The sequence below is a fragment of the Haematobacter massiliensis genome (assembly GCF_000740795.1).
GTDB lineage: Bacteria > Pseudomonadota > Alphaproteobacteria > Rhodobacterales > Rhodobacteraceae > Haematobacter > Haematobacter massiliensis.
In genome coordinates this window covers 95,112-113,144 of the sequence record NZ_JGYG01000004.1, presented here as the reverse complement: position 1 = coordinate 113,144, position 18,033 = coordinate 95,112, and the positions used below count along the sequence as shown (strand labels likewise).

18 protein-coding genes are annotated in these 18,033 nt (G+C 61.3%); 9 read left to right on the top strand and 9 right to left on the bottom strand.

Annotated features, from left to right (window positions below; translation table 11 throughout):
* Nucleotides 1-3 precede the first annotated feature (3 nt).
* The 4 genes from CN97_RS08495 (at nucleotide 4) to pcaD (ending at nucleotide 4,126) form a co-directional block, all read left to right on the top strand.
* Nucleotides 4-732 carry an SDR family oxidoreductase gene (locus tag CN97_RS08495; protein ID WP_035709844.1) on the top strand — a complete coding sequence of 243 codons (729 nt, stop codon included), beginning with the start codon at nucleotides 4-6 and terminating at the stop codon, nucleotides 730-732.
* Between the two features lies 1 nt (nucleotide 733).
* Complete coding sequence (locus CN97_RS08490) at nucleotides 734-2,344, top strand: FGGY-family carbohydrate kinase (protein ID WP_035709842.1); 1,611 nt, start codon at nucleotides 734-736, stop codon at nucleotides 2,342-2,344.
* Between the two features lie 98 nt (nucleotides 2,345-2,442).
* Nucleotides 2,443-3,348, top strand: a complete 906-nt coding sequence (locus CN97_RS08485) for a LysR family transcriptional regulator (protein WP_035709839.1) — start codon at nucleotides 2,443-2,445, stop codon at nucleotides 3,346-3,348.
* Between the two features lies 1 nt (nucleotide 3,349).
* On the top strand, nucleotides 3,350-4,126 hold the full coding sequence (pcaD, locus tag CN97_RS08480) for a 3-oxoadipate enol-lactonase (protein ID WP_242685254.1): 777 nt from the start codon (nucleotides 3,350-3,352) through the stop codon (nucleotides 4,124-4,126).
* A 45-nt stretch (nucleotides 4,127-4,171) separates the two neighbouring features.
* On the opposite strand, the gene CN97_RS08475 is transcribed toward pcaD, so the two are convergent.
* The 4 genes from CN97_RS08475 to CN97_RS08460 are packed head-to-tail and all read right to left on the bottom strand — an operon-like array spanning nucleotide 4,172 to nucleotide 6,819.
* Nucleotides 4,172-4,885 (bottom strand): SDR family NAD(P)-dependent oxidoreductase, encoded by a 714-nt coding sequence (locus CN97_RS08475; RefSeq protein ID WP_035709837.1) that lies wholly within the window; start codon nucleotides 4,883-4,885, stop codon nucleotides 4,172-4,174.
* Nucleotides 4,885-5,175: a muconolactone Delta-isomerase gene (gene catC, locus CN97_RS08470; RefSeq protein ID WP_035709834.1), complete on the bottom strand. Its 291-nt coding sequence runs from the start codon at nucleotides 5,173-5,175 to the stop codon at nucleotides 4,885-4,887. The genes CN97_RS08475 and catC overlap by 1 nt, the downstream gene beginning before the upstream one ends.
* Before the next feature lies 1 nt (nucleotide 5,176).
* Nucleotides 5,177-5,473 (bottom strand): YciI family protein, encoded by a 297-nt coding sequence (locus CN97_RS08465; protein ID WP_248700074.1) that lies wholly within the window; start codon nucleotides 5,471-5,473, stop codon nucleotides 5,177-5,179.
* 8 nt (nucleotides 5,474-5,481) lie between these two features.
* The gene (locus CN97_RS08460) at nucleotides 5,482-6,819 is read right to left on the bottom strand and encodes a short-chain fatty acid transporter (RefSeq protein ID WP_035709828.1); all 1,338 of its coding nucleotides are present in this window, start codon (nucleotides 6,817-6,819) and stop codon (nucleotides 5,482-5,484) included.
* A 213-nt stretch (nucleotides 6,820-7,032) separates the two neighbouring features.
* Between CN97_RS08460 and CN97_RS08455 the strand changes: the two genes are divergently transcribed.
* Nucleotides 7,033-8,046, top strand: a complete 1,014-nt coding sequence (locus tag CN97_RS08455) for a cyclase family protein (protein ID WP_035709826.1) — start codon at nucleotides 7,033-7,035, stop codon at nucleotides 8,044-8,046.
* An 11-nt stretch (nucleotides 8,047-8,057) separates the two neighbouring features.
* On the opposite strand, the gene CN97_RS08450 is transcribed toward CN97_RS08455, so the two are convergent.
* The 5 genes from CN97_RS08450 to dctP are packed head-to-tail and all read right to left on the bottom strand — an operon-like array spanning nucleotide 8,058 to nucleotide 12,218.
* A complete protein-coding gene (locus CN97_RS08450; RefSeq protein ID WP_035709824.1) occupies nucleotides 8,058-8,915 on the bottom strand; it encodes a shikimate dehydrogenase in 858 nt (285 codons plus the stop codon).
* Nucleotides 8,912-9,352 (bottom strand): type II 3-dehydroquinate dehydratase, encoded by a 441-nt coding sequence (locus CN97_RS08445; RefSeq protein ID WP_035709822.1) that lies wholly within the window; start codon nucleotides 9,350-9,352, stop codon nucleotides 8,912-8,914. The genes CN97_RS08450 and CN97_RS08445 overlap by 4 nt, the downstream gene beginning before the upstream one ends.
* A 15-nt stretch (nucleotides 9,353-9,367) precedes the next feature.
* Nucleotides 9,368-10,669: a TRAP transporter large permease gene (locus CN97_RS08440; protein WP_035709821.1), complete on the bottom strand. Its 1,302-nt coding sequence runs from the start codon at nucleotides 10,667-10,669 to the stop codon at nucleotides 9,368-9,370.
* Nucleotides 10,666-11,175 carry a TRAP transporter small permease gene (locus tag CN97_RS08435; protein WP_035709819.1) on the bottom strand — a complete coding sequence of 170 codons (510 nt, stop codon included), beginning with the start codon at nucleotides 11,173-11,175 and terminating at the stop codon, nucleotides 10,666-10,668. Before CN97_RS08435 ends, CN97_RS08440 begins: the two co-directional genes overlap by 4 nt.
* A 53-nt stretch (nucleotides 11,176-11,228) precedes the next feature.
* Nucleotides 11,229-12,218: a TRAP transporter substrate-binding protein DctP gene (dctP, locus tag CN97_RS08430; RefSeq protein WP_051911083.1), complete on the bottom strand. Its 990-nt coding sequence runs from the start codon at nucleotides 12,216-12,218 to the stop codon at nucleotides 11,229-11,231.
* Between the two features lie 137 nt (nucleotides 12,219-12,355).
* Here dctP and CN97_RS08425 point away from each other — a divergent pair, with 137 nt between their 5' ends.
* The 4 genes from CN97_RS08425 to CN97_RS20610 all read left to right on the top strand — a co-directional run bounded on the left by CN97_RS08425 (nucleotide 12,356) and on the right by CN97_RS20610 (nucleotide 17,963).
* Entirely contained in the window at nucleotides 12,356-13,036 is a 681-nt protein-coding gene (locus CN97_RS08425; protein ID WP_035709817.1) for a GntR family transcriptional regulator, read from the top strand.
* The gene (locus tag CN97_RS08420; protein ID WP_035709814.1) at nucleotides 13,033-13,692 is read left to right on the top strand and encodes a GntR family transcriptional regulator; all 660 of its coding nucleotides are present in this window, start codon (nucleotides 13,033-13,035) and stop codon (nucleotides 13,690-13,692) included. The genes CN97_RS08425 and CN97_RS08420 overlap by 4 nt, the downstream gene beginning before the upstream one ends.
* Nucleotides 13,693-13,716: 24 nt before the next feature.
* A complete protein-coding gene (locus CN97_RS08415) occupies nucleotides 13,717-15,597 on the top strand; it encodes a bifunctional sugar phosphate isomerase/epimerase/4-hydroxyphenylpyruvate dioxygenase family protein (protein WP_035710106.1) in 1,881 nt (626 codons plus the stop codon).
* A 716-nt stretch (nucleotides 15,598-16,313) separates the two neighbouring features.
* Nucleotides 16,314-17,963 carry a hypothetical protein gene (locus CN97_RS20610; RefSeq protein WP_131389631.1) on the top strand — a complete coding sequence of 550 codons (1,650 nt, stop codon included), beginning with the start codon at nucleotides 16,314-16,316 and terminating at the stop codon, nucleotides 17,961-17,963.
* Nucleotides 17,964-18,033: the final 70 nt, after the last annotated feature.

Below are 18,033 nucleotides of genomic sequence, written 5' to 3'. Positions count from 1 at the left end.
AACATGGCGGAATCGCTCAACGGCAAGGTTGCCGCAATCACCGGTGCGGCCTCTGGGATCGGGCTGGAATGCGCCCGGACGCTGGTGGCCCAAGGGGCGACAGTGGTGCTGATCGACCGGGCGGAGGAGCGGCTGAAAACGCTCTGTGCCGAGATCGGGCCAGCGGCATTGCCCCTTACCGTCGATCTTCTGGACGGCCCACAGGTCTCGGGCCTGCTTCCGCGGATCCTCGACCTCGCGGGTTCGCTTGACATCTTTCACGCCAATGCCGGTGCCTATGTCGGCGGTCCCGTGGCGGAGGGAGATCCGGATGTCTGGGACCGGATGCTGAACCTCAACATCAATGCAGCCTTCCGTTCCGTTCACGCGGTGCTGCCCTATATGATCGAGCGCAGAACCGGCGATATCCTCTTCACATCTTCCGTCGCAGGTGTCGTGCCGGTCGTGTGGGAACCGATCTACACCGCATCAAAATTTGCTGTTCAGGCATTCGTCCACACAACTCGTCGCCAGGTTGCGCCGCATGGAATTCGGGTCGGCGCGGTGCTGCCCGGCCCAGTCGTCACCGCTCTTCTGGATGACTGGCCGAAGGCGAAGATGGAGGAGGCGCTGGCCAACGGCTCTCTCATGCAGCCCAAAGAGGTGGCGGAGGCCGTCGTCTTCATGCTCACCCGCCCGCGGGGAGTGGTGGTGCGCGATCTTGTAATCCTGCCCAACAGCGTGGATCTGTAACATGCAGGCGGTGCTCGGTATCGATGTCGGCACGGGGAGCGCACGGGCGGGGCTTTTCGATCTTACCGGGCGGGCACTCGCCTCGGCGAGCCACCCCATACGCCTGTGGCGAGAGCCGGGCGGCATCGTGGAGCAGTCGAGCGCGGATATCTGGAACGCCGTCTGCCTTTCCGTGCGGGAAGCGATGCGGCGCGCGGCTCTTGTACCGCAGGACGTGCTCGGCATCGGGTTCGACGCGACATGCTCGCTTGTCGTTCTGGGTGAAAGCGGCGCATCCCTGCCTGTCGGGCCCTCCGAAGATCCTGCCCGCGACATCATCGTCTGGATGGATCACCGGGCCATCGGTCAGGCCGAACGCATAAATGCCGAAGGCCATCCGGTTCTTGACTATGTCGGCGGTCGCATCTCGCCGGAGATGGAGACGCCGAAACTCCTCTGGCTGCGAGAGAACCGGCCGGAAGTGTTCGGCGCCGCGTGGGCGTTCTTCGATCTCGCCGATTTCCTCACATGGCGCGCGACCGGGGACATCGCCCGCTCCACCTGCACGGTGACATGCAAATGGACATATCTCGCGCATGAGGGCCGCTGGGATGCGAGCTACTTCCACCAGATCGGATTGGGCCAGTTGGCAGAGGAGCAGTTCGTCCGCATAGGCACCCGGATCCTGGAGCCGGGCACCGCACTCGGCGAAGGCCTGACGGAGAGGGCGGCGTCGGAACTTGGCCTTCTTCCCGGGACGCCGGTGGGCGCTGGCCTGATCGACGCCCATGCGGGCGGCATAGGCACTGTCGGGGCCGAGGGCGACCCTGTGGCCAATCTCGGCTATGTGTTTGGGACTTCATCCTGCACCATGACGACCACGGCGAAACCCGTTTTCGTACCCGGTGTCTGGGGGCCATACTTCTCTGCGATGGTCCCGGGCATGTGGTTGAACGAAGGCGGGCAATCCGCAGCCGGCGCCGCTATCGAGCAGCTGATCGCTTCCCATCCCGCCACGCAGGAGGCAGCGGAGATGGCCCGGGCAGAGGGAGAGAGCCTGCCCGCTTTCCTCGCAGGAAGAGCTATGCGCCGGGCGGCTTCTTCCTCTGAGGCCGTCCTGCTGGCTGATGGTCTGCATGTGGTTCCGGAGTTCCTCGGGAACCGCGCACCCTTCGCCGATCCCCATGCGCGGGCGGTCATCGCCGGTCTGGGCATGGACAGGGATATCGACAGCCTCGCGGCACTTTATATCGCGGGGCTGTGCGGCATCGGCTACGGGCTGCGGCAGATCATCGAGACACAGGAGCAGGCCGGCGCACATGTGGAGCGGATCACGATCTCCGGCGGCGCGGGACAACTTCCGCTCGTGCGTCAGCTTCTCGCCGATACGACGGGCCTGCCGGTGCTTTCCGCGAAATCGGATGAACCGGTGCTGCTCGGCTCCGCAATCCTCGGCGCCATGGCGGGCGGTCTGGTCCACGACATGCGGGACGGCATGTCGCGGCTTTCCGCAACCGGAGAGACGTTCTGGCCAGCGGGTGACGATATCGCGGCTCTTCACAGCAGGCGATACGCAGCTTTTCTTGCGCTTCAGGATGTGGCGCGGAGCCTTCGGTCCATCACGGAGGGCTAATGCCGCGTGAAGCGTGTCATGCGCGCTGGTAAAAGCTGCCGTTGCCCTTCCGGCGAATTTTGTTATCTGTCTTTCTGATAACAGCGGCTGAATGATACGTGCTCACGCTCAAACACTACGAACTTCTTGTCGTTCTGGCAGAGGAACTGCACTTTGGCCATGCGGCGGTGCGGCTGAACATCTCGCAGCCGCAGCTCACGCTTCAACTGCAGCAGATGGAAGAAGTCGTCGGCGCCGTGCTCTTTGATCGGAACCGCCGACGGGTGCGTCTTGCGCCGGCCGGTGCGCTGATCCTGCCCGAAGCGCGCGCCGTTCTGCGACAGGCCCGGCGAGCGGAAGACATCGCACTTCGCGCCGGGCGCGGCATGATGGGGGAACTGGCGCTTGGCTATATCGGCGCGGCGGCCTTCAACGGGGTGCTGACGCAGCTTGTCCGTAACTATCGCGCATGTGCGCCCGAAACGGTGCTGACGCTGCGCCTCATGGACCTCGACCAGCAGATCCCGGAGATCGCCGCAGGAAATCTCGATGCGGGTATCGTGCGGTTGCCCTATGCCGACATGCCGGAAAATGTGGCGAGCAGGACGCTCTGCGAAGAAAACTTGTGGATTGCCCTGCCCTCCGACCACCGCCTCGCGACAGAACAATGCGTCGCGCTGGCCGAGTTGTCGCGCGATCCATTCATCGCCACGCATCTTCCGCCGCAGACGGGGTTTTCGGCGGCGATGCACGCGGCTTGCGCTGTCGCGGGGATCACGCCGAACATCGTGCAGCGCTCGCCGCAGTTTGCCTCCATCGTCAGCCTCGTCGCGGCGGGGTTGGGCGTGGCCATCGTGCCCGAAGCCATCCGCAACATCCAGATGAGCGGGGTCGTTTACCGCCCGCTGACGGAGACCGGCGTTACTGCCAATATCTCGCTCGTCTATCGTGCGGACAGCGAAAGCCGCCCGCTGCACCTGCTCCTGTCCTGTCTGGACGGGAGCGATCCCGCTGAAGGAGACTGATTTGCGCCAAGAGTTCTTTACCGCTGTCGATGGCATCCACCACGGCTGGCGCGCGCCTCAGGGCGATGCACCGACGGTTGTCTTTGCCAATTCGCTTGGTACCGATCTGCGAGTCTGGGACCGGGTCGTTGCCCTGCTTCCGGAAAGCTGGGGCTTGTTGCGGCAGGACAAGCGTGGTCATGGGCTGAGCGTGGCGCGTCCGGTGCTTACCATCGAGACGATGGCGGATGATACGGAGACGTTGCTCGACCACCATGGCATCCGGCGTTTCGCGGGCGTCGGCCTGTCGGTCGGGGGGCTGATCATGCAGCGGCTCGCCGTTCGGCGGCCGGAGGGCATGAGCCATCTCGTGCTGTCCGATACCGCCGCGAAGATCGGCTCGCCGGACATCTGGAACCCCCGGATCGAAGCGATCCGAGCCAATGGCATTCCCTCCGTGAGCGCTGCCATCCTGCAACGCTGGTTCGCTCCCGGTTATGAGGCGACCGAGGATTTCGCCATGTGGCGGGCCATGCTGGAGCGGACACCCGCCGACGGCTATTGCCAGGTCTCCGAGGCGATCCGCGATGCCGATTATACCGCCGATCTCGCGCGTATCACCCAGCCCACGCTGGTAATCGCCGGAGCGGATGACGCCTCCACACCGCCCGCTTTGGTCAAGGGAATGGCTGAAGCGATCCCAAACGCGACCTATGTGGAAATCGCGCGCGCGGGACACCTGCCCTGCGTCGAGCAGCCCGCCGAAGTCGCCGCGCTGCTGCAAAAGCATCTGGCCTGAGGAAAAGGGGCCTTACGGCCCCTTTCACCCCACTGCCCCTTCCACCTAACCGACGGTCACGCCGCCACAGACGAACAGCGTCTGTCCGGTGACGAACCCTGCGTCCGGCGCGCAGAAGAAGGAGACGGCGTTTGCCACATCCTCCCCCGTGCCGATGCGGCGGACCGGGATGTGATTGACGATCTCCTGCGTTCGCGGCGCGTCGGGGGGATTGTTCCGCCAGAAGGCGTCGGTGCCGATAGGGCCCGGAGCGACGCAGTTGACCGTGATGCCATGCGGGCCGAGCTCCAGCGCCCATGTCCGCGCCATGGACTGTGCTGCCCCTTTGGTCGCGGAATAGAGCGTGCGAAGCTCCTTGCCGAGCGTCACCCGGCTTGTGTTCATCACGATGCGCCCGCCGCCCGCCGCTTTCATCCCCGGAAGAAAAGCCTGCGCGCAGACGATGGAGGGGCGCAGGTTGATGTTCATCAGCCGGTCCATATCCTCTGCCCGCACCGCCTCCAGCGGGGCTGGCATGACCACGCCCACGTTGTTGACAAGGCAGGTGACGGCAAAGCGGTTCGCGATCTCTGCGGCGGCCGAACGGGCCGCGTCCAGATCGGAAAGGTCCACCCGAACGAAGGCATCCACGGTCGCCTCCGGCTCCGTGACGTCGAGGACGACCGTCTGAAAACCGTCGTGCTTCAGCCTCGCGGTGATTGCCGCGCCGATGCCCCCGCTTCCGCCGGTTATGACGGCAGCACGGCGTTGGAACCCCATCACAGATCGCCCTCCCGGACGGAGGAGGGATGCCGGCAAAGCGGGGTTACGGAGATATCCATGTAGGGATAGAGCGGCAGCGCCGTCAGCACCTCGTGCAGATGGGCATTGTCGCGGCAATCAAGGATGCTGACATTTGCATAGCTTCCGGCGACGCGCCAGATATGCCTCCAGATACCCTGCCGCTGCAGATCCTGAGAATAGGCCTTCTCTCTCGCCTTGATGCCGGCAACGGTGTCCTCCTCCATATCCTGGGGAATGTTCACCGTCATTTCGACCTGATAGAGCATGTCAGCCCTCCTGCAATGTGTTCCGTCCGTCGAGATAGGCCTTGCGCCAGCGGGTGACGAAGACGGTCTCGAACAGCCCGCCCCAAAAGAAGGGATCGGCGGCGATGAAGGCTTCTGCGGCATCGCGGCTTTCCACATCTAGCAGATAGACGCCGCCGCTCGCAGCCTCGCCCGCGTCATCGAGTTTGGCGCCGCAGGCAAGGAGAAGAGCCTTGTTCTCCTCCAGATAGGCGAGGTGTTCGGGCCGGAGGCGGAGGCGCAGATCCCCCGCGCCCGGCCTGTCGTAGGTTTCTACCATCCACGGCATCAGGCAGCCGCCCCCATGACGCCCCAGATGCCGCAGGTGACGCCGAAAATCACACCGAGGTAGAACAGGATCAGCACCATGTAGCCCATGATATCCTTGAGCTTCAGCCCGGAAATCGCCAGCGCAGGAAGAAGCCAGAAGGGTTGCACCATGTTGGTCCATTGGTCCCCGATCTGGACGGCGAGGGCGGTTGCGGGGATGGAAGCGCCAAGCTGAAGTGCGGCCTCCGTCATCACCGGCCCCTGGATGACCCACTGCCCACCGCCCGAGGGCACGAAGATGTTGATCAGCCCCGCCGAGATGAACGACCACAATGGCAGCGTTTCTGCACTGGAGAAGGACACGAACCAGTTCGAGAAGGTGACAACCAGCCCGGACCCGGCGAGAATTGCCAGAATACCGGCATAGAACGGATACTGGATGATGATGCCCCCCACGACGCGCACCCCGTCATTCACGGCGGCGAGAAAGCGGTTGGGCGTGACGAAGAGTGCGATCCCGAGGAACAGGAACAGCAGGTTCACGAAGTTCAGCGTGATGCCGCCGCCTTCAAGCAGGTAGAGCACGGCGTAGATCAGACCGAACACTCCCATCCCGATGCCGATCACCGGCGAATTGTTGAGCCGGTCGGCGAGGGTGTCGTATTTCTGGGGCTGTTCCAAGTTCTCGGTCGCGGCGGGGGCGATGCGCTTTGCCTCGATGACCTTCTCACCGGGCTTCGGATGCAGCATGGCGTTGAACAGCGGCAGCGTGACGATGATGATGAGGTTCATCACGATGAGATAGGGGGAAAAGATCGTCTCGCTGAGCGGGATCAGCCCGATCGAGCTTTCAAGGAAATGACCGGGCGTGTTGATGAGCAACGGCACCGAACCCGAAAGCCCCACACCATAGACGGCAAAGCCGGAGTAACCGGCAGCAATCACGAGCGGATAGTGAAGGCCCTTGACCTTCTGGCCCAACTTCTGGGCAATCAGCGTGCCCAGCACCAGACCGAAACCCCAGTTGAGCCAGCTGCCGATCCCGCCGAAAAGCGTGGCGGCGATGACGGCTGCCTGAGGTGTGTGGATGCCGGCGACGACCCGATCCATCAGCCGGTCCACCAGCGGCGTCTTGGCGAGGATGTAGCCTGCGAGCAGAATGACGGTCATCTGCATCGTGAAGGCCAGCAGGTTCCAGAATCCGTCGCCCCAGTAGCGCGTGGCATCGACGAAATTCGTTCCCTCCCAGATCATCGCAAAGACGAGCGTCAGTCCGGTGAGGATAATCGCTACCACCAGTGGGTCCGGCATGTAGCGGTTGACGATACGCGTGAAAAAGTTGGCGACTGCTGTCAATTTTCCCTCCTCCCAGGCACCGGGTAGGGGCGCCAGGCTTCTCCAATGATGCTCAAAGCTAATCAGTCATTGTCAGTTATGATGTCAACATATATGTTTGCGAAAGTTTCAGATGTCTTTCTGGGCGGAGGAAGCGATCCGGGGCCGAGAAGTCTTCCCCTTGCGATCGCGTTGCCAGATGGCCATCAGGGATCGTCAGACGGAGGAGTGACTATGCCGAATTGGGTGAATCGACCGGAGAAATCCAACTGGGGAGATTTCGGACCCGACGATCAGTTGGGAACGCTGAATTACATCACGGACGCGCATCGTATCGCTGCGGCTGCCGAAATTCGCGAGGGCCGGGCCTATTGTCTGTCGCTGCCGCTGGATGTGCCCGGGCCGATCTCTCTCAACCCCCGCCGCAAACCGCCGCGTCTCGGCCCGACATGTTCGGGCGACACGCCATATGTCAATTTCCCGCTAAGCAATGTCGATCCGCTGCTGCAGGACGTGATCAGCGACGATCAGGTTCTGATGTCCATGCAGTTCTCGACCCAATGGGACTCGCTTGCGCATGTCGGCGCGCTGTTTGACGCAGACGGCGACGGTGTCGCCGAGCGCTGTTATTACAACGGCCACCTTGCCGGGCGGGACATCCTTGGGCCGGATGCGCACGGCCCGAACACCTCCTTTGCAAACCGGCTATCGGTGACGGAGATGGCAAAGACCCCGGTCCAGGGGCGCGGCGTGCTGATTGATCTCGCCCGCCACTTCGGCATGGAACGCACTGTCGTAGGGCGCGCCGCCCTTCATGACGCGATGCGGGCGCAGGGGGTGGAGGTGCGTGAAGGCGATATTCTCCTGCTGCGGACCGGCTTTGCAGAAGCGCTTCTGGACATGCAGGCCAGCCCGGATCCGGCGCGACTGGAGCGGACGGGCGCGGTTCTGGACGGTGCGGACGAGACGCTTCACGACTGGATCACGGAAAGCCGCATCTCGGCCATCGCCGCCGACAACTACGCGGTCGAGGACGCCCATGCAGACCGGGAGAACTGCTGCCTGCGGCTGCCCCTTCACCATCACTGCCTGTTCAAGATCGGCCTGCCTCTGGCGGAACTATGGTATCTGCGCGATCTGGCGACCGCATTGGCAGAGCGCGGTCGGCATGCGGTCTTTCTGACTGCGCCGCCGCTCTACATGCCAGGCGCAGTAGGCTCGCCCGTGACGCCCGTCGCGACGATCTGACGGCACGCCTCTCAGGCAGTGACTCGGGTCGCGGCCTGAAAGGTATCGTGCATCCGCTGCGGATCGGCGTCCTCTCCCGTGAACAACCGGAAGGCGCCGACCGCCTGAAACACGGCCATGCCACTCCCATCCATGGTCCGGCAGCCCCGCTCGCGAGCAAGGGCGAGCAGCGGAGTAACGAGCGGGAAATACACGACATCCGCCACCCAGTGACGCGGCGCTAGCAGCTCGGCGGGCAGCGGCAGGCCGGGATGCGCCGCCATCCCCATCGGCGTGGTGTTGATCAGTCCTTCCGCATCCTGCATCGCCGCCGGGAGGTCGGTCACGACGTGGACATAGGGCCGACCGGCGACGGCATTCATGCGCGCGGCCAAAGCCTCCGCCCTCCCGATATCCATGTCGGAGAGGAGAAGCCGCTCCACTTTCAACGACTGCGCCGCATAGGCGACCGCGGCACCCGCGCCGCCGGCACCCAGTTGCAGAACGACGGTGCGCGGCACGTCGGGCAGCGCCTGGCGAAACCCCTCAAGAAATCCCGACCAGTCGGTGTTGTGGCCTGTTCTCCCTCTCTCCCCGAACACCACGGTGTTGACCGCACCAAGCGCCGCAGCGTCTTCGGACAGCTCGTTCAGCAGGGGCAATACCGCCTGCTTGAACGGATGGGTGATGTTGAGCCCGGCAAAGCCCTGCGCCTCCGCCTCGGCGATGAGGCGCTCCAACGAGGGTTTGTCACCGGTCTGCGTCTCGATATCGAGGAGATCATACCGGAGCCGGAAACCCTGCGCCGCCGCCTCCGCCATATGCAAAAGGGGTGTGCGGGATCTGCCGATGCCGGCACCGATCAGCCCCACCCGGATCGGTGTGGTCATGGCGCATCCTGCCCGATCATCTCTGCAAGCGCATGGACAGCGTGGACATAACCGCGCGCGCCAAGCCCCGCGACGACCGCCGTCGCAACCGGTGAAACCAGCGATCGGTGATAGATGGCTTCGCGCCGGTGAATGTTGGAGATGTGGAGCTCGATGATCGGGCCGGGGAACATCTTCAGCGCATCCATCACGGGCACGGATGTAAAGGTGAGCCCTGCGGGATTGATGACAATCCCGCGTCCGCCCGTGTCGATGGCCTCATGAATCCAGTCGATGATCTCGTATTCGGCATTCGACTGATGGAACCGAAGGGGCGTGTCGCCGGCCGCCTCTCGCGCCCAGGTTTCCACTTCCGCCAAGGTCGTGCGGCCGTAAATCTCCGGCTCGCGCTTTCCCAGCCGGTTGAGGTTGGGTCCGTTCAGTATCCAGATGGTCATGGAGAAACTCTCGGTTCAGCCGGCGTAGCCCGCGAGACGCGGCAGCCACAGCACGAGGTCGGGGAAGAAGGTTATGATTGCCAGGCAGAGCAGCATCCACCCAAGGAATGGCAGGCAGTCGCGGATGATGTCCTTCATCGGCGAGCCGGAAATGTTGGTCATGATGAAGAGCAACAGGCCATAGGGCGGGGTCACGAGTCCGAGCATGATATTGACCACCACCACTACCCCAAAGTGCACGAGGTCGATCCCCAGCGCCTGGGCCGCGGGAATGAACACCGGCACGATGATGAGGAGGATCGCCGTACCCTCCAGCACGCACCCCAGCAGCAGCAGGAGCACGTTGACGAGGAGCAGGAACTGGATGGGCGACAGCTCCCACCCCGTCAGGACCGCGCGAAGGGTTTCCGGGATGTTCTCAATCGTCACCACGTAGTTGAACACCAGGGCGCCGCCGATCATCATGCCGATGGAGGCGGAAGTCTTGGCGCTGATCAGTACCGCGTTGTACCCCTCGCGCCAGCTCAGACTGCGGTAGAGGATCACGGAGACCAGCACCGCATAGGCGGCGGCCAGAGCGGCGGCTTCGGTGGGCGTCGTCACGCCTGTGTAGATACAGCCGAGCAGGATGACCGGCATCAGCAGCGTGGGCAGCGCCCGCCAGGTGACACGCGGAACCTCTCGAAGCGAAACGCGCGGCTCCACGGGAAAGTTGTGCCGCCTCGCATCCCAGGCGACCTGAAGCATCTGCATTCCCGTCATCAGCAGGCCTGGCACCACGCCCGCAAGGAACAGGTAGCCGATGGAGACATCGGAGACGAGCGCATAGACGACCATCGGAATGGACGGCGGCAGGATAGGCCCGATGACGGCGGTCACCGCGGTCAACGCCGCCGCGTAGCTCGGTGTATAGCGGCCCTCCCTTGTCATCATGTTCTGCATCATCCGTCCCGATCCGGCGGCATCGGCGATGGCGGAGCCCGACATGCCGGCGAAGATCAGGCTCTGCACGACGTTGATCTGCGCCAGCCCGCCGCGCATATGGCCGACGAGCACGTTGCAGAACCGCAGCAGCCGCTCCGTCATGGAACCGGAATTCATGATTTCCGCGGCAAGGATGAAAAGCGGGACAGCAAGGATGATGTAGTTCGAATACATCCCGTTCAGGAACTGCTCCGCGGCCGTGCCCATGTCCATCCCCGTTATCCAGAGATAGAGAACGGAGCCGCAGATCATCGACAGGCCGATCGGCAGGCCAAGCAGGGCCAGCGCCGTCATCGTGGTGATGGCGAGGGAAAAGGGGCTTGCAAAAGTCATACGCCGGAACTCGCTGTCGTGGGGTCATAAGCTTCCGGCGCCCGTCCGAAGACAGCCCTCCAGCCGACCCACAGATGACGGACAATCATCGCGATCATGAAAACGATGTAGATGGAATAGAGCCAGTCGAAGCGGAGCCGCAGATACGCCGTACGCTCCACTTTCATGAAGGTTACATAGTCCCACGTCGCGGGCAGCGAGAGCGTGAAGATCGCGATCAACGCCGCTCCGGTCACCGCCGCCATCCAGCGCCGGGTTCTCTCGCCAGCTGCTCCGTAGATGAGGTCGAACCGCATTTCCTCCCTGTCACGGATGACGAAGGAAGCACCGAAGAGCACGAGCCAGATCCATAGAATGACACTGGTTTCATGCGTCCAGCCCATCGGCATGTTGAGGACATATCGGGAGACGATCTGAATGAGAAACACGATGAACATCGCCGCGAGCATGAAGACGAGGATGTCCTCGCAACGGCGCTGGAGCCAGGGAAGAAGCCGGATCGGCATGGGCATTCTCCGATGAAGGGAAGTGGCGGCCCTTCCCGGGGCCGCCGTTTGCATCAGGCCGCGGCTATCCGCTCGATCATGCCGGCCGGCCATTCCTTCGCCAGATCGGATTCCAGATAGGCTTTCTGAACATGGCTGCGGAAGGCGGCCAGATCAGGCGCGTAGACGTCAAGGCCGCGCTCCGCGAAGGACTTGGCGATCTCGGCCTCCCGCGTGACGTGCTGCTCCGTGCTCCAGCCGATGGCACCGTCGGCCGCCGTCTGAAACGCCGCGCGCTGTTCCTCCGTCAGCTTCTCCCAGAACCGGCCAGAGACGGTCAGAAGGTCAAAGGCGACCAGATGCGACGTCAGGACGATCTGGTCCATCACCTCGTAGAACTTCATGTTGTCCACGTTGGGCAATGGATTGTCCTGCCCGTCGATCGCACCGGTCTGCAGGCCGGTATAGACTTCCGCATAGGCCATGGGGGTCGGATTTGCGCCAAGCGCACGCCCCAGGAATTGCCACGCCTCCCCGCCCGGCATACGCAGCTTCACACCGGCCATGTCGGCTGGGGTGGCGATCTTGCGATTGCCGCGAAGACCGACCTGACGCGTGCCATAGAAGGTAGGCCCAAGGATCTTGATACCGAGCTGCCCCTCAGCCAGCGCCTTCGTCTCCGCGCCGACATCGGAGGTGAAGAAGCTGCGCAAGTGGTCGGGATCGCGGAACAGATAACCGGAGGTCAGAATGGACCATGCCGGGATCTGGTTGGAGATGTCCTGGGGCGCGATATTCGACATCTCCAGGTTGCCGCGCTGGAGGGCGACAAGCTCAGTCCCCTGCTTGAACAATGTCCCGCCGTAGAAGCCTTCGTACTTGAAGTCCGGGCCGATGCCTTCGGCGAATTGCTTCATCATTCCCGCTCGGATGTCCTGCTCGGAGAACACGGCGGAAAAGCGGATGCGGCTCTGCTCGGCGGCATGGCTGAGGCGTGCGAGAAATGGCGTGGCAAGCATGGCCCCGCCGAGCGCGGCAAAGCCGCGCCGGGTCACTTTGGTCATGGTGTCCTCCCTTTGGCGAAGCACCCCCTCCGTGCTTCGTCCTGCGCTGAGGATGTCATCGGGAATTTCAGTTTTCAACTAGAGATTTTCGTTTCATATGATATTTTGTGTTTTAACTGATGTCGCGGGAGAGGCGGATGGCTACGGGAGTCCGGGAAGAGACCGCAGGGGAAAGCGCCTATCGCCGCCTGCGGAGCGACATCATCTTCGGAAAGCTGGCACCTGGGCGCCGGCTGCGGCTTGAGCAGTTGCGCGCGCGCTACGAGGTGAGCATCGCGACACTGCGTGAGATATTGACACGGCTCGTGCCGGAGGGGCTGATCGTCGCCGAGAACCAGCGGGGGTTCGAGGTTGCGCCCATCTCCATCTCGGATCTGAGAGACATTGCAGAAATGCGTCTCCTGCTGGAGTGCCACGCGGTCGCCCAGTCCTTTGCCAACGGCGATCTGGAGTGGGAGGCCTCGGTGGTGGCAGCGCATCACAAGCTTTCCCGCATGGAGGAGAGGATGCTGCGCGGGGATCACACCGTTAGCGAGACATGGAAGCGATATGATCGCGAATTCCATGTTGCGCTGATCTCAGCATGCGGGTCTAGCGAGCTTCTGGCGACTCATGACCGGATATTTGACCGTTTCCTGCGCTATCAGGTCCTGCTGGTGATGTTCCGGGGCGCAGTGGCGGCAGAGGAGCATCACGCGTTGCTCCGCGCCGCCCTCGACAGGGACGTGCCCGCGGCGCAGAGGCTCCTCGCCCGGCATATCGGCGCCTGTATCGACTACACAGTCGAGCATGACCTGCTGCGGGGAGATGCGGCATGACGGAGGATGCCCATCCCACGCTCTATGCGCGGCTCCGGTCCGAAATCATCATGGGCAAGCTGGCGCCGGGGCGGAAGCTCCGGCTGGAGACACTGCGGGAGAGTTACGATGTGGCGACCAGCAGCCTCCGTGAAGCACTGACCCGGCTTGCTTCCGACGGTTTCGTGCTGGCGGAAGGCCAGCGGGGCTTTGAAGTGGCGCCGATTTCCCGTGCCGGCCTGCATGAAATCGCCGCGCTGCGACTGCTGCTGGAGGAGCATGCGCTCGCTCGCTCCTTTGCGACGGGCGGGCTGGACTGGGAGGCCGCGGTGCTTTCCGCGCATCACAAGCTCGATGCGCATGAGGAACGGCTGGAAGCGGGGGATGCGGCGGATATTCCCGCATGGCGGCGAAGCGACTGGACCTTTCACCAGACACTTATCTCCGCATGCGGTTCGCGGGTGCTGATGCAGACACATGCGGAGATCTTCGACAAATATCTGCGCTATCAGATGATCGCATTGACCTTTCGCCCGGAAGCGTCTCGGCAGGAACACCGGGCACTGCGGGATGCGGCCTTGCGCCACGACAGCGCTGCCGCAGTCACCATTCTGCGGGAGCATATCAACGCGGGTGTCGCGCACGCCACGGAGCATATGCAAGCGCTAACGCCGTAGCCGCAGACAAAGCCGGGGATGCCCATGAAAACAGCCATTGCCACTGTCTCCATCGCCGGGATGCTTCCTGAAAAGCTGCGCGCCATCGCCAGCGCCGGCTTCGACGGCATCGAGATATTCGAGCAGGATTTCATCGCCTCGGATTTCAGCCCGCGAGAGGTTGGAAGGATGGTGCGCGATCACGGGTTGGAAATCATGCTGTTCCAGCCGTTCCGGGATTTCGAGACCCTCCCGGAACCGCTCCGGCGGCGCGCCTTTGCGAGGGCGGAGCGGAAGTTCGACCTGATGGCGGAGCTGGGCGTTGATCTGCTGCTTGTCTGCTCCTCCGTTCATCCTGCCGCGCTTGGTGGCGTCGATCGGGCGGCCGCCGATTTGCGAGCGCTCGGCGAAATCGCCCAGCCGCGCGGGATCCGCGTCGGGTATGAGGCGCTCTGCTGGGGCCGGTTTGTTCGCGACCATCGGGATGCATGGGAGATCGTGCGCCGCGCCGACCATCCGAACGTCGGGCTGATCCTCGACAGTTTTCACACTCTTGGCCCGCGGATAGCTCCCGCGACAATCCGTGAGATACCGGGCGACCGCATCTTCTTCGTGCAACTTGCAGACGCCCCCCGGATAGAGATGGATTTGCTCTACTGGTCGCGTCACTTCCGCAACATGCCGGGTGAGGGCGATCTGGATGTCCCCGCCTTCATGCGTGCGGTGATGGCGACGGGCTATGCCGGTCCTATCAGCCTGGAGATCTTCAACGATCAGTTCCGCTCCGGCCTGCCTCGCCTTGTCGCCCATGACGGCAAGCGGAGCCTCATAGGACTGATGGACCAGATGGGCCGCGAGGAGCCTGATCTTTGCTTGTCCGGAGAGAACCGACTTCCCCGACCGGTCCAGCCGGAAGGCATCGAGTATATCGAGATCGCGACGGATGAAGCGACACGCCCCGCCCTCGCCGGCTTCCTGGCAAGCGCCGGTTTTGCTGAGGTTGGCCGTCACCGGACCAAACCGGTCACGCGATGGCAGCAGGGCGAGGTGAACATCGTGCTCAACACCGGGACGGACGGGTTCAACTACAGTTCCTGGGTCACACACGGTACAGCGGTGTCAGAGATCGGCATTCGCGTCCCTGATGCGGCAGAGGCTGTCACCCGCGCTGTCGCTCTCATGGCGGAGCCGCATGGCGACAGGATTTCCCCCGACGATCCAGTCGTGCCCGCGGTCCGGGGGATAGGCGGCACCGTTCTTCGCTTTGTCGATGACGGCCCCGAACTGCAAAGCCTTTGGGAGCACGAGTTCATCCCTACCGGTATCGCATCGGGAAGCGGCATCACCCGCACGGATCACATCGCCCAGACAATGGCTTACGAGGAAATGCTGAGCGCCTCCCTGTTCTACAGCACTCTGTTCGAGGCGGAGCGCATGCCCATGCTGGACGTCGTCGACCCGGATGGGCTGGTGCGCAGCCAGGCCATTCTCTCGGGTGGGCTACGCATCACGCTGAACGGCGCGGAAGCACGGCGCACCCTCGCACGAAGGTTCATCGACGATACGTTCGGCGCTTCGGTGCAGCACATTGCTTTCGCAACGAATGACATCTTCGCAACCGCCCAGCAAATGGAGGCGCGCGGCTTTCCGTTTCTTGGCATCGGCGCCAACTACTATTCAGATCTCGCCGCTCGCTTCGATCTGAGGCCGGACTTCGTCGATAGGCTACGGCGGCTGAACATCATGTATGATGAAGACGGCGAGGGTTGCTTCTATCAGTTCTACAGTACCGGTCAGGCTGGGGAACTTTTCCTTGAGGTCGTTCAGCGCCAAGGCGGCTACCAGGGCTACGGAGCTCCGAACGCGCCGTTCCGAATTGCCGCGCAGAAGCGTCACCTGCGGCCGCTTGCCGTACCGGAACTCTAGGTGACGCTGACAGAATGCATTGGATGTGCAGCCGATCCACGATCCGCACAACGGTCGCGAAACGGACGGCAAGGCCATCCACACGCTACGCAACATGGCCGAACGGTGCTCTGACATTCAGCAATCATTGGGAAGCGACGGCGCCGACGTGGGGTCTTCGTTAGACGGTATTCTTCGGCGCGGAGCAGTATATTAATACATTGTAATTAAAAAATTATTCTCCTCATGATACAGCTCGCATCGGCAGGCGAACCAGTATGGAGAGGCGTGGAGGCAGCTATTCGGGCAACCAGTGAAGTTTGCTCATCGGGAACGTCTCCTCATGGAGCTTGATTGATGATGCACAACCGGAAATCAAAGCGTCCTGTGCCTAAGCGATAGCGCCTGAACCCGCGCGCGCTCCTCCAAATCAGGAATAGGGCCCGTAGTCGGTCCGTTACCTCCAAAAAATGGTCATCGGCTTGCCAAGATCCCGTCTCCGACGCCGCGAGGGAGCTTGTCGATGTCGAGCATTCGGGCATCTTGAATCTTTCCGGGCAGCATTAAAGCATTGTTGCGCTTCAAAAAAATGCACCATGAGGAATCCCCCAGCCCGCAACAATACAACGCCAGACAACCAGTGTAGGACCGATTACCTACCCCGATAATCCTCTTGATCGAATCATTTCAGGGAGGTCATCCTATTAAAGACTCTTTTATGTATTCCAGGTGCAGGCATGGACGCGTTGACCTTGTTTCGTCTGCCGGTTTCCGGCGACCGCACTCCGGTGCATTCGACTTCGCAGATTTCAGGAAGGAAAGGAGAGAGTATCAGTTCAAAGTTTCAAAAATCCAACTTCATTATCTTCTGCGCAGTGCTTTCGGTCTCCAACGCACTTCCTCAGACCGCCCAGGCGTTTTTCGGAGTAGTGACCCAAGAATACACAGAATTCAACCTGCCGGCAGATGCGGAAACATGCGCTGATATACTCTCCGGTAAAGTGCTTAAGACACCGATACCTGAGAAAGCGGCAGCGGTTTGCTCCATGGGCAATGCCGATATGGAGCGGTTAAAAGAAGCACTTGCGGCCCCGGCCAGCAAGAATACCGACTTAGGTCAGTATATTCCTGCTCTTAGAGAATGGAGCATGAATGGCAGAAAACGGCTTCTTCAGGCCGCGGAACGCTTGTCCGGCAGGAATTCCGCTCCGGGATTTCAAGATCTGGTATCCGCGTACATCATCCATAATGCGATCGCTGTCCGAGGCTTGGAAGCTAGCCCGAAGGCATCTGACCCTGCATTGCAGGACGTAAGAACCTCTTTGCTTGAGAATATCAAGACTGCGGATTACGAGAAGGCATTTACAGAGATAAGCGGCTTGATAACTCGGGATAGAGGCAAGAATTTAAACGACCGGGCACTATTATATTCTGATCTTCGGTGGATCAATTTTGCAACAGGAAATTATGCCGGGGCTTCCGATCATGCACTCTCAGCTTTCTTGTTGTGGAAGGGAGATGATGTATTCCGAACCTCTCTCGCTCACGCCGTGATCGACAATTTGAACTTGTCGCGGAACAATACTCGATACAACGCTGAAAACTACGAACGTCAGAATATCCTTCTTGGTTATCTTGGATCTGAAGGCTTAGCCCTTGATGAAACAGTTCGGGGGGATGCACGCCGATCGATGGGCTTAGGTATTTCAAAGAGATCCGCTTTTACACGTGATTCTGATAATATCTATAGAGAGATCACAGCATATGTGGAAGCCGCAGAGCATTTCAAAGCGGCAGGAGATGATGCTGCGATCTCTATTATCATTAAGGACTTGTCCGAGGCTACTGAACGTCTTCTGGCAAGTTCTTATGGAAAAGAAAATGAGATGATAGAGCTTGTTGAAGGCTTGCGGCAGAAAGCAAATTCGCATGGGGTTGAGATGCCCTTGCGGATAGCTCAAGCTGGGCTAATGACAAGAGAATCCATAAATACTGACGACATGAAGAAGATACGAAACGCCTATCGAGCTTGGATGGACCTTGCGGAGGAAAAGGCGCTGATTGGCCTGAGTTCATGGCACATGTATTATTTTACCTCAGCGCTGGAGAATGTCGGCCGCATTGACAGTGACACCAAAAATCTGCAAATGGCATCACTCTCTTACAAGCGTATAGCAAAAACTCAGTCTCAAAGTAAGAACGCACTATTATTTCTAAGTCTTTTCGGGGATGCAAGATCGCTGGCGGCAATTTATCGCCTGACTGGGGAAGAAAGTTACCGCGATGCCGCTCAAGCTGCCATTGATGCGATTATCCAGGTCTTTCCAGAAAACGAGATGCAGGAGACTCACAAAGCCACGTTGAATCAATTGCGCGCAATGCTCTAGAGCGAGGGCACCTCTTGCATCATAGCCAGAACCAGACGGTAGCCGCGAAGACTATAGGGAAAAGTAACAC

Bases quoted from the DNA above. Each gene is read 5' to 3' on its own strand.
- CN97_RS08495 (WP_035709844.1), top strand. From the start codon at position 4: ATGGCGGAATCGCTCAACGGCAAGGTTGCCGCAATCACCGGTGCGGCC.
- CN97_RS08490 (WP_035709842.1), top strand. From the start codon at position 734: ATGCAGGCGGTGCTCGGTATCGATGTCGGCACGGGGAGCGCACGGGCG.
- CN97_RS08475 (WP_035709837.1), bottom strand. From the start codon at position 4,885: ATGGGGTTCCAACGCCGTGCTGCCGTCATAACCGGCGGAAGCGGGGGC.
- catC (WP_035709834.1), bottom strand. From the start codon at position 5,175: ATGCTCTATCAGGTCGAAATGACGGTGAACATTCCCCAGGATATGGAG.
- CN97_RS08465 (WP_248700074.1), bottom strand. From the start codon at position 5,473: ATGGTAGAAACCTACGACAGGCCGGGCGCGGGGGATCTGCGCCTCCGC.
- CN97_RS08455 (WP_035709826.1), top strand. From the start codon at position 7,033: ATGCCGAATTGGGTGAATCGACCGGAGAAATCCAACTGGGGAGATTTC.
- CN97_RS08450 (WP_035709824.1), bottom strand. From the start codon at position 8,915: ATGACCACACCGATCCGGGTGGGGCTGATCGGTGCCGGCATCGGCAGA.
- CN97_RS08445 (WP_035709822.1), bottom strand. From the start codon at position 9,352: ATGACCATCTGGATACTGAACGGACCCAACCTCAACCGGCTGGGAAAG.
- CN97_RS08440 (WP_035709821.1), bottom strand. From the start codon at position 10,669: ATGACTTTTGCAAGCCCCTTTTCCCTCGCCATCACCACGATGACGGCG.
- CN97_RS08435 (WP_035709819.1), bottom strand. From the start codon at position 11,175: ATGCCGATCCGGCTTCTTCCCTGGCTCCAGCGCCGTTGCGAGGACATC.
- dctP (WP_051911083.1), bottom strand. From the start codon at position 12,218: ATGACCAAAGTGACCCGGCGCGGCTTTGCCGCGCTCGGCGGGGCCATG.
- CN97_RS08425 (WP_035709817.1), top strand. From the start codon at position 12,356: ATGGCTACGGGAGTCCGGGAAGAGACCGCAGGGGAAAGCGCCTATCGC.
- CN97_RS08420 (WP_035709814.1), top strand. From the start codon at position 13,033: ATGACGGAGGATGCCCATCCCACGCTCTATGCGCGGCTCCGGTCCGAA.
- CN97_RS08415 (WP_035710106.1), top strand. From the start codon at position 13,717: ATGAAAACAGCCATTGCCACTGTCTCCATCGCCGGGATGCTTCCTGAA.
- CN97_RS20610 (WP_131389631.1), top strand. From the start codon at position 16,314: ATGGACGCGTTGACCTTGTTTCGTCTGCCGGTTTCCGGCGACCGCACT.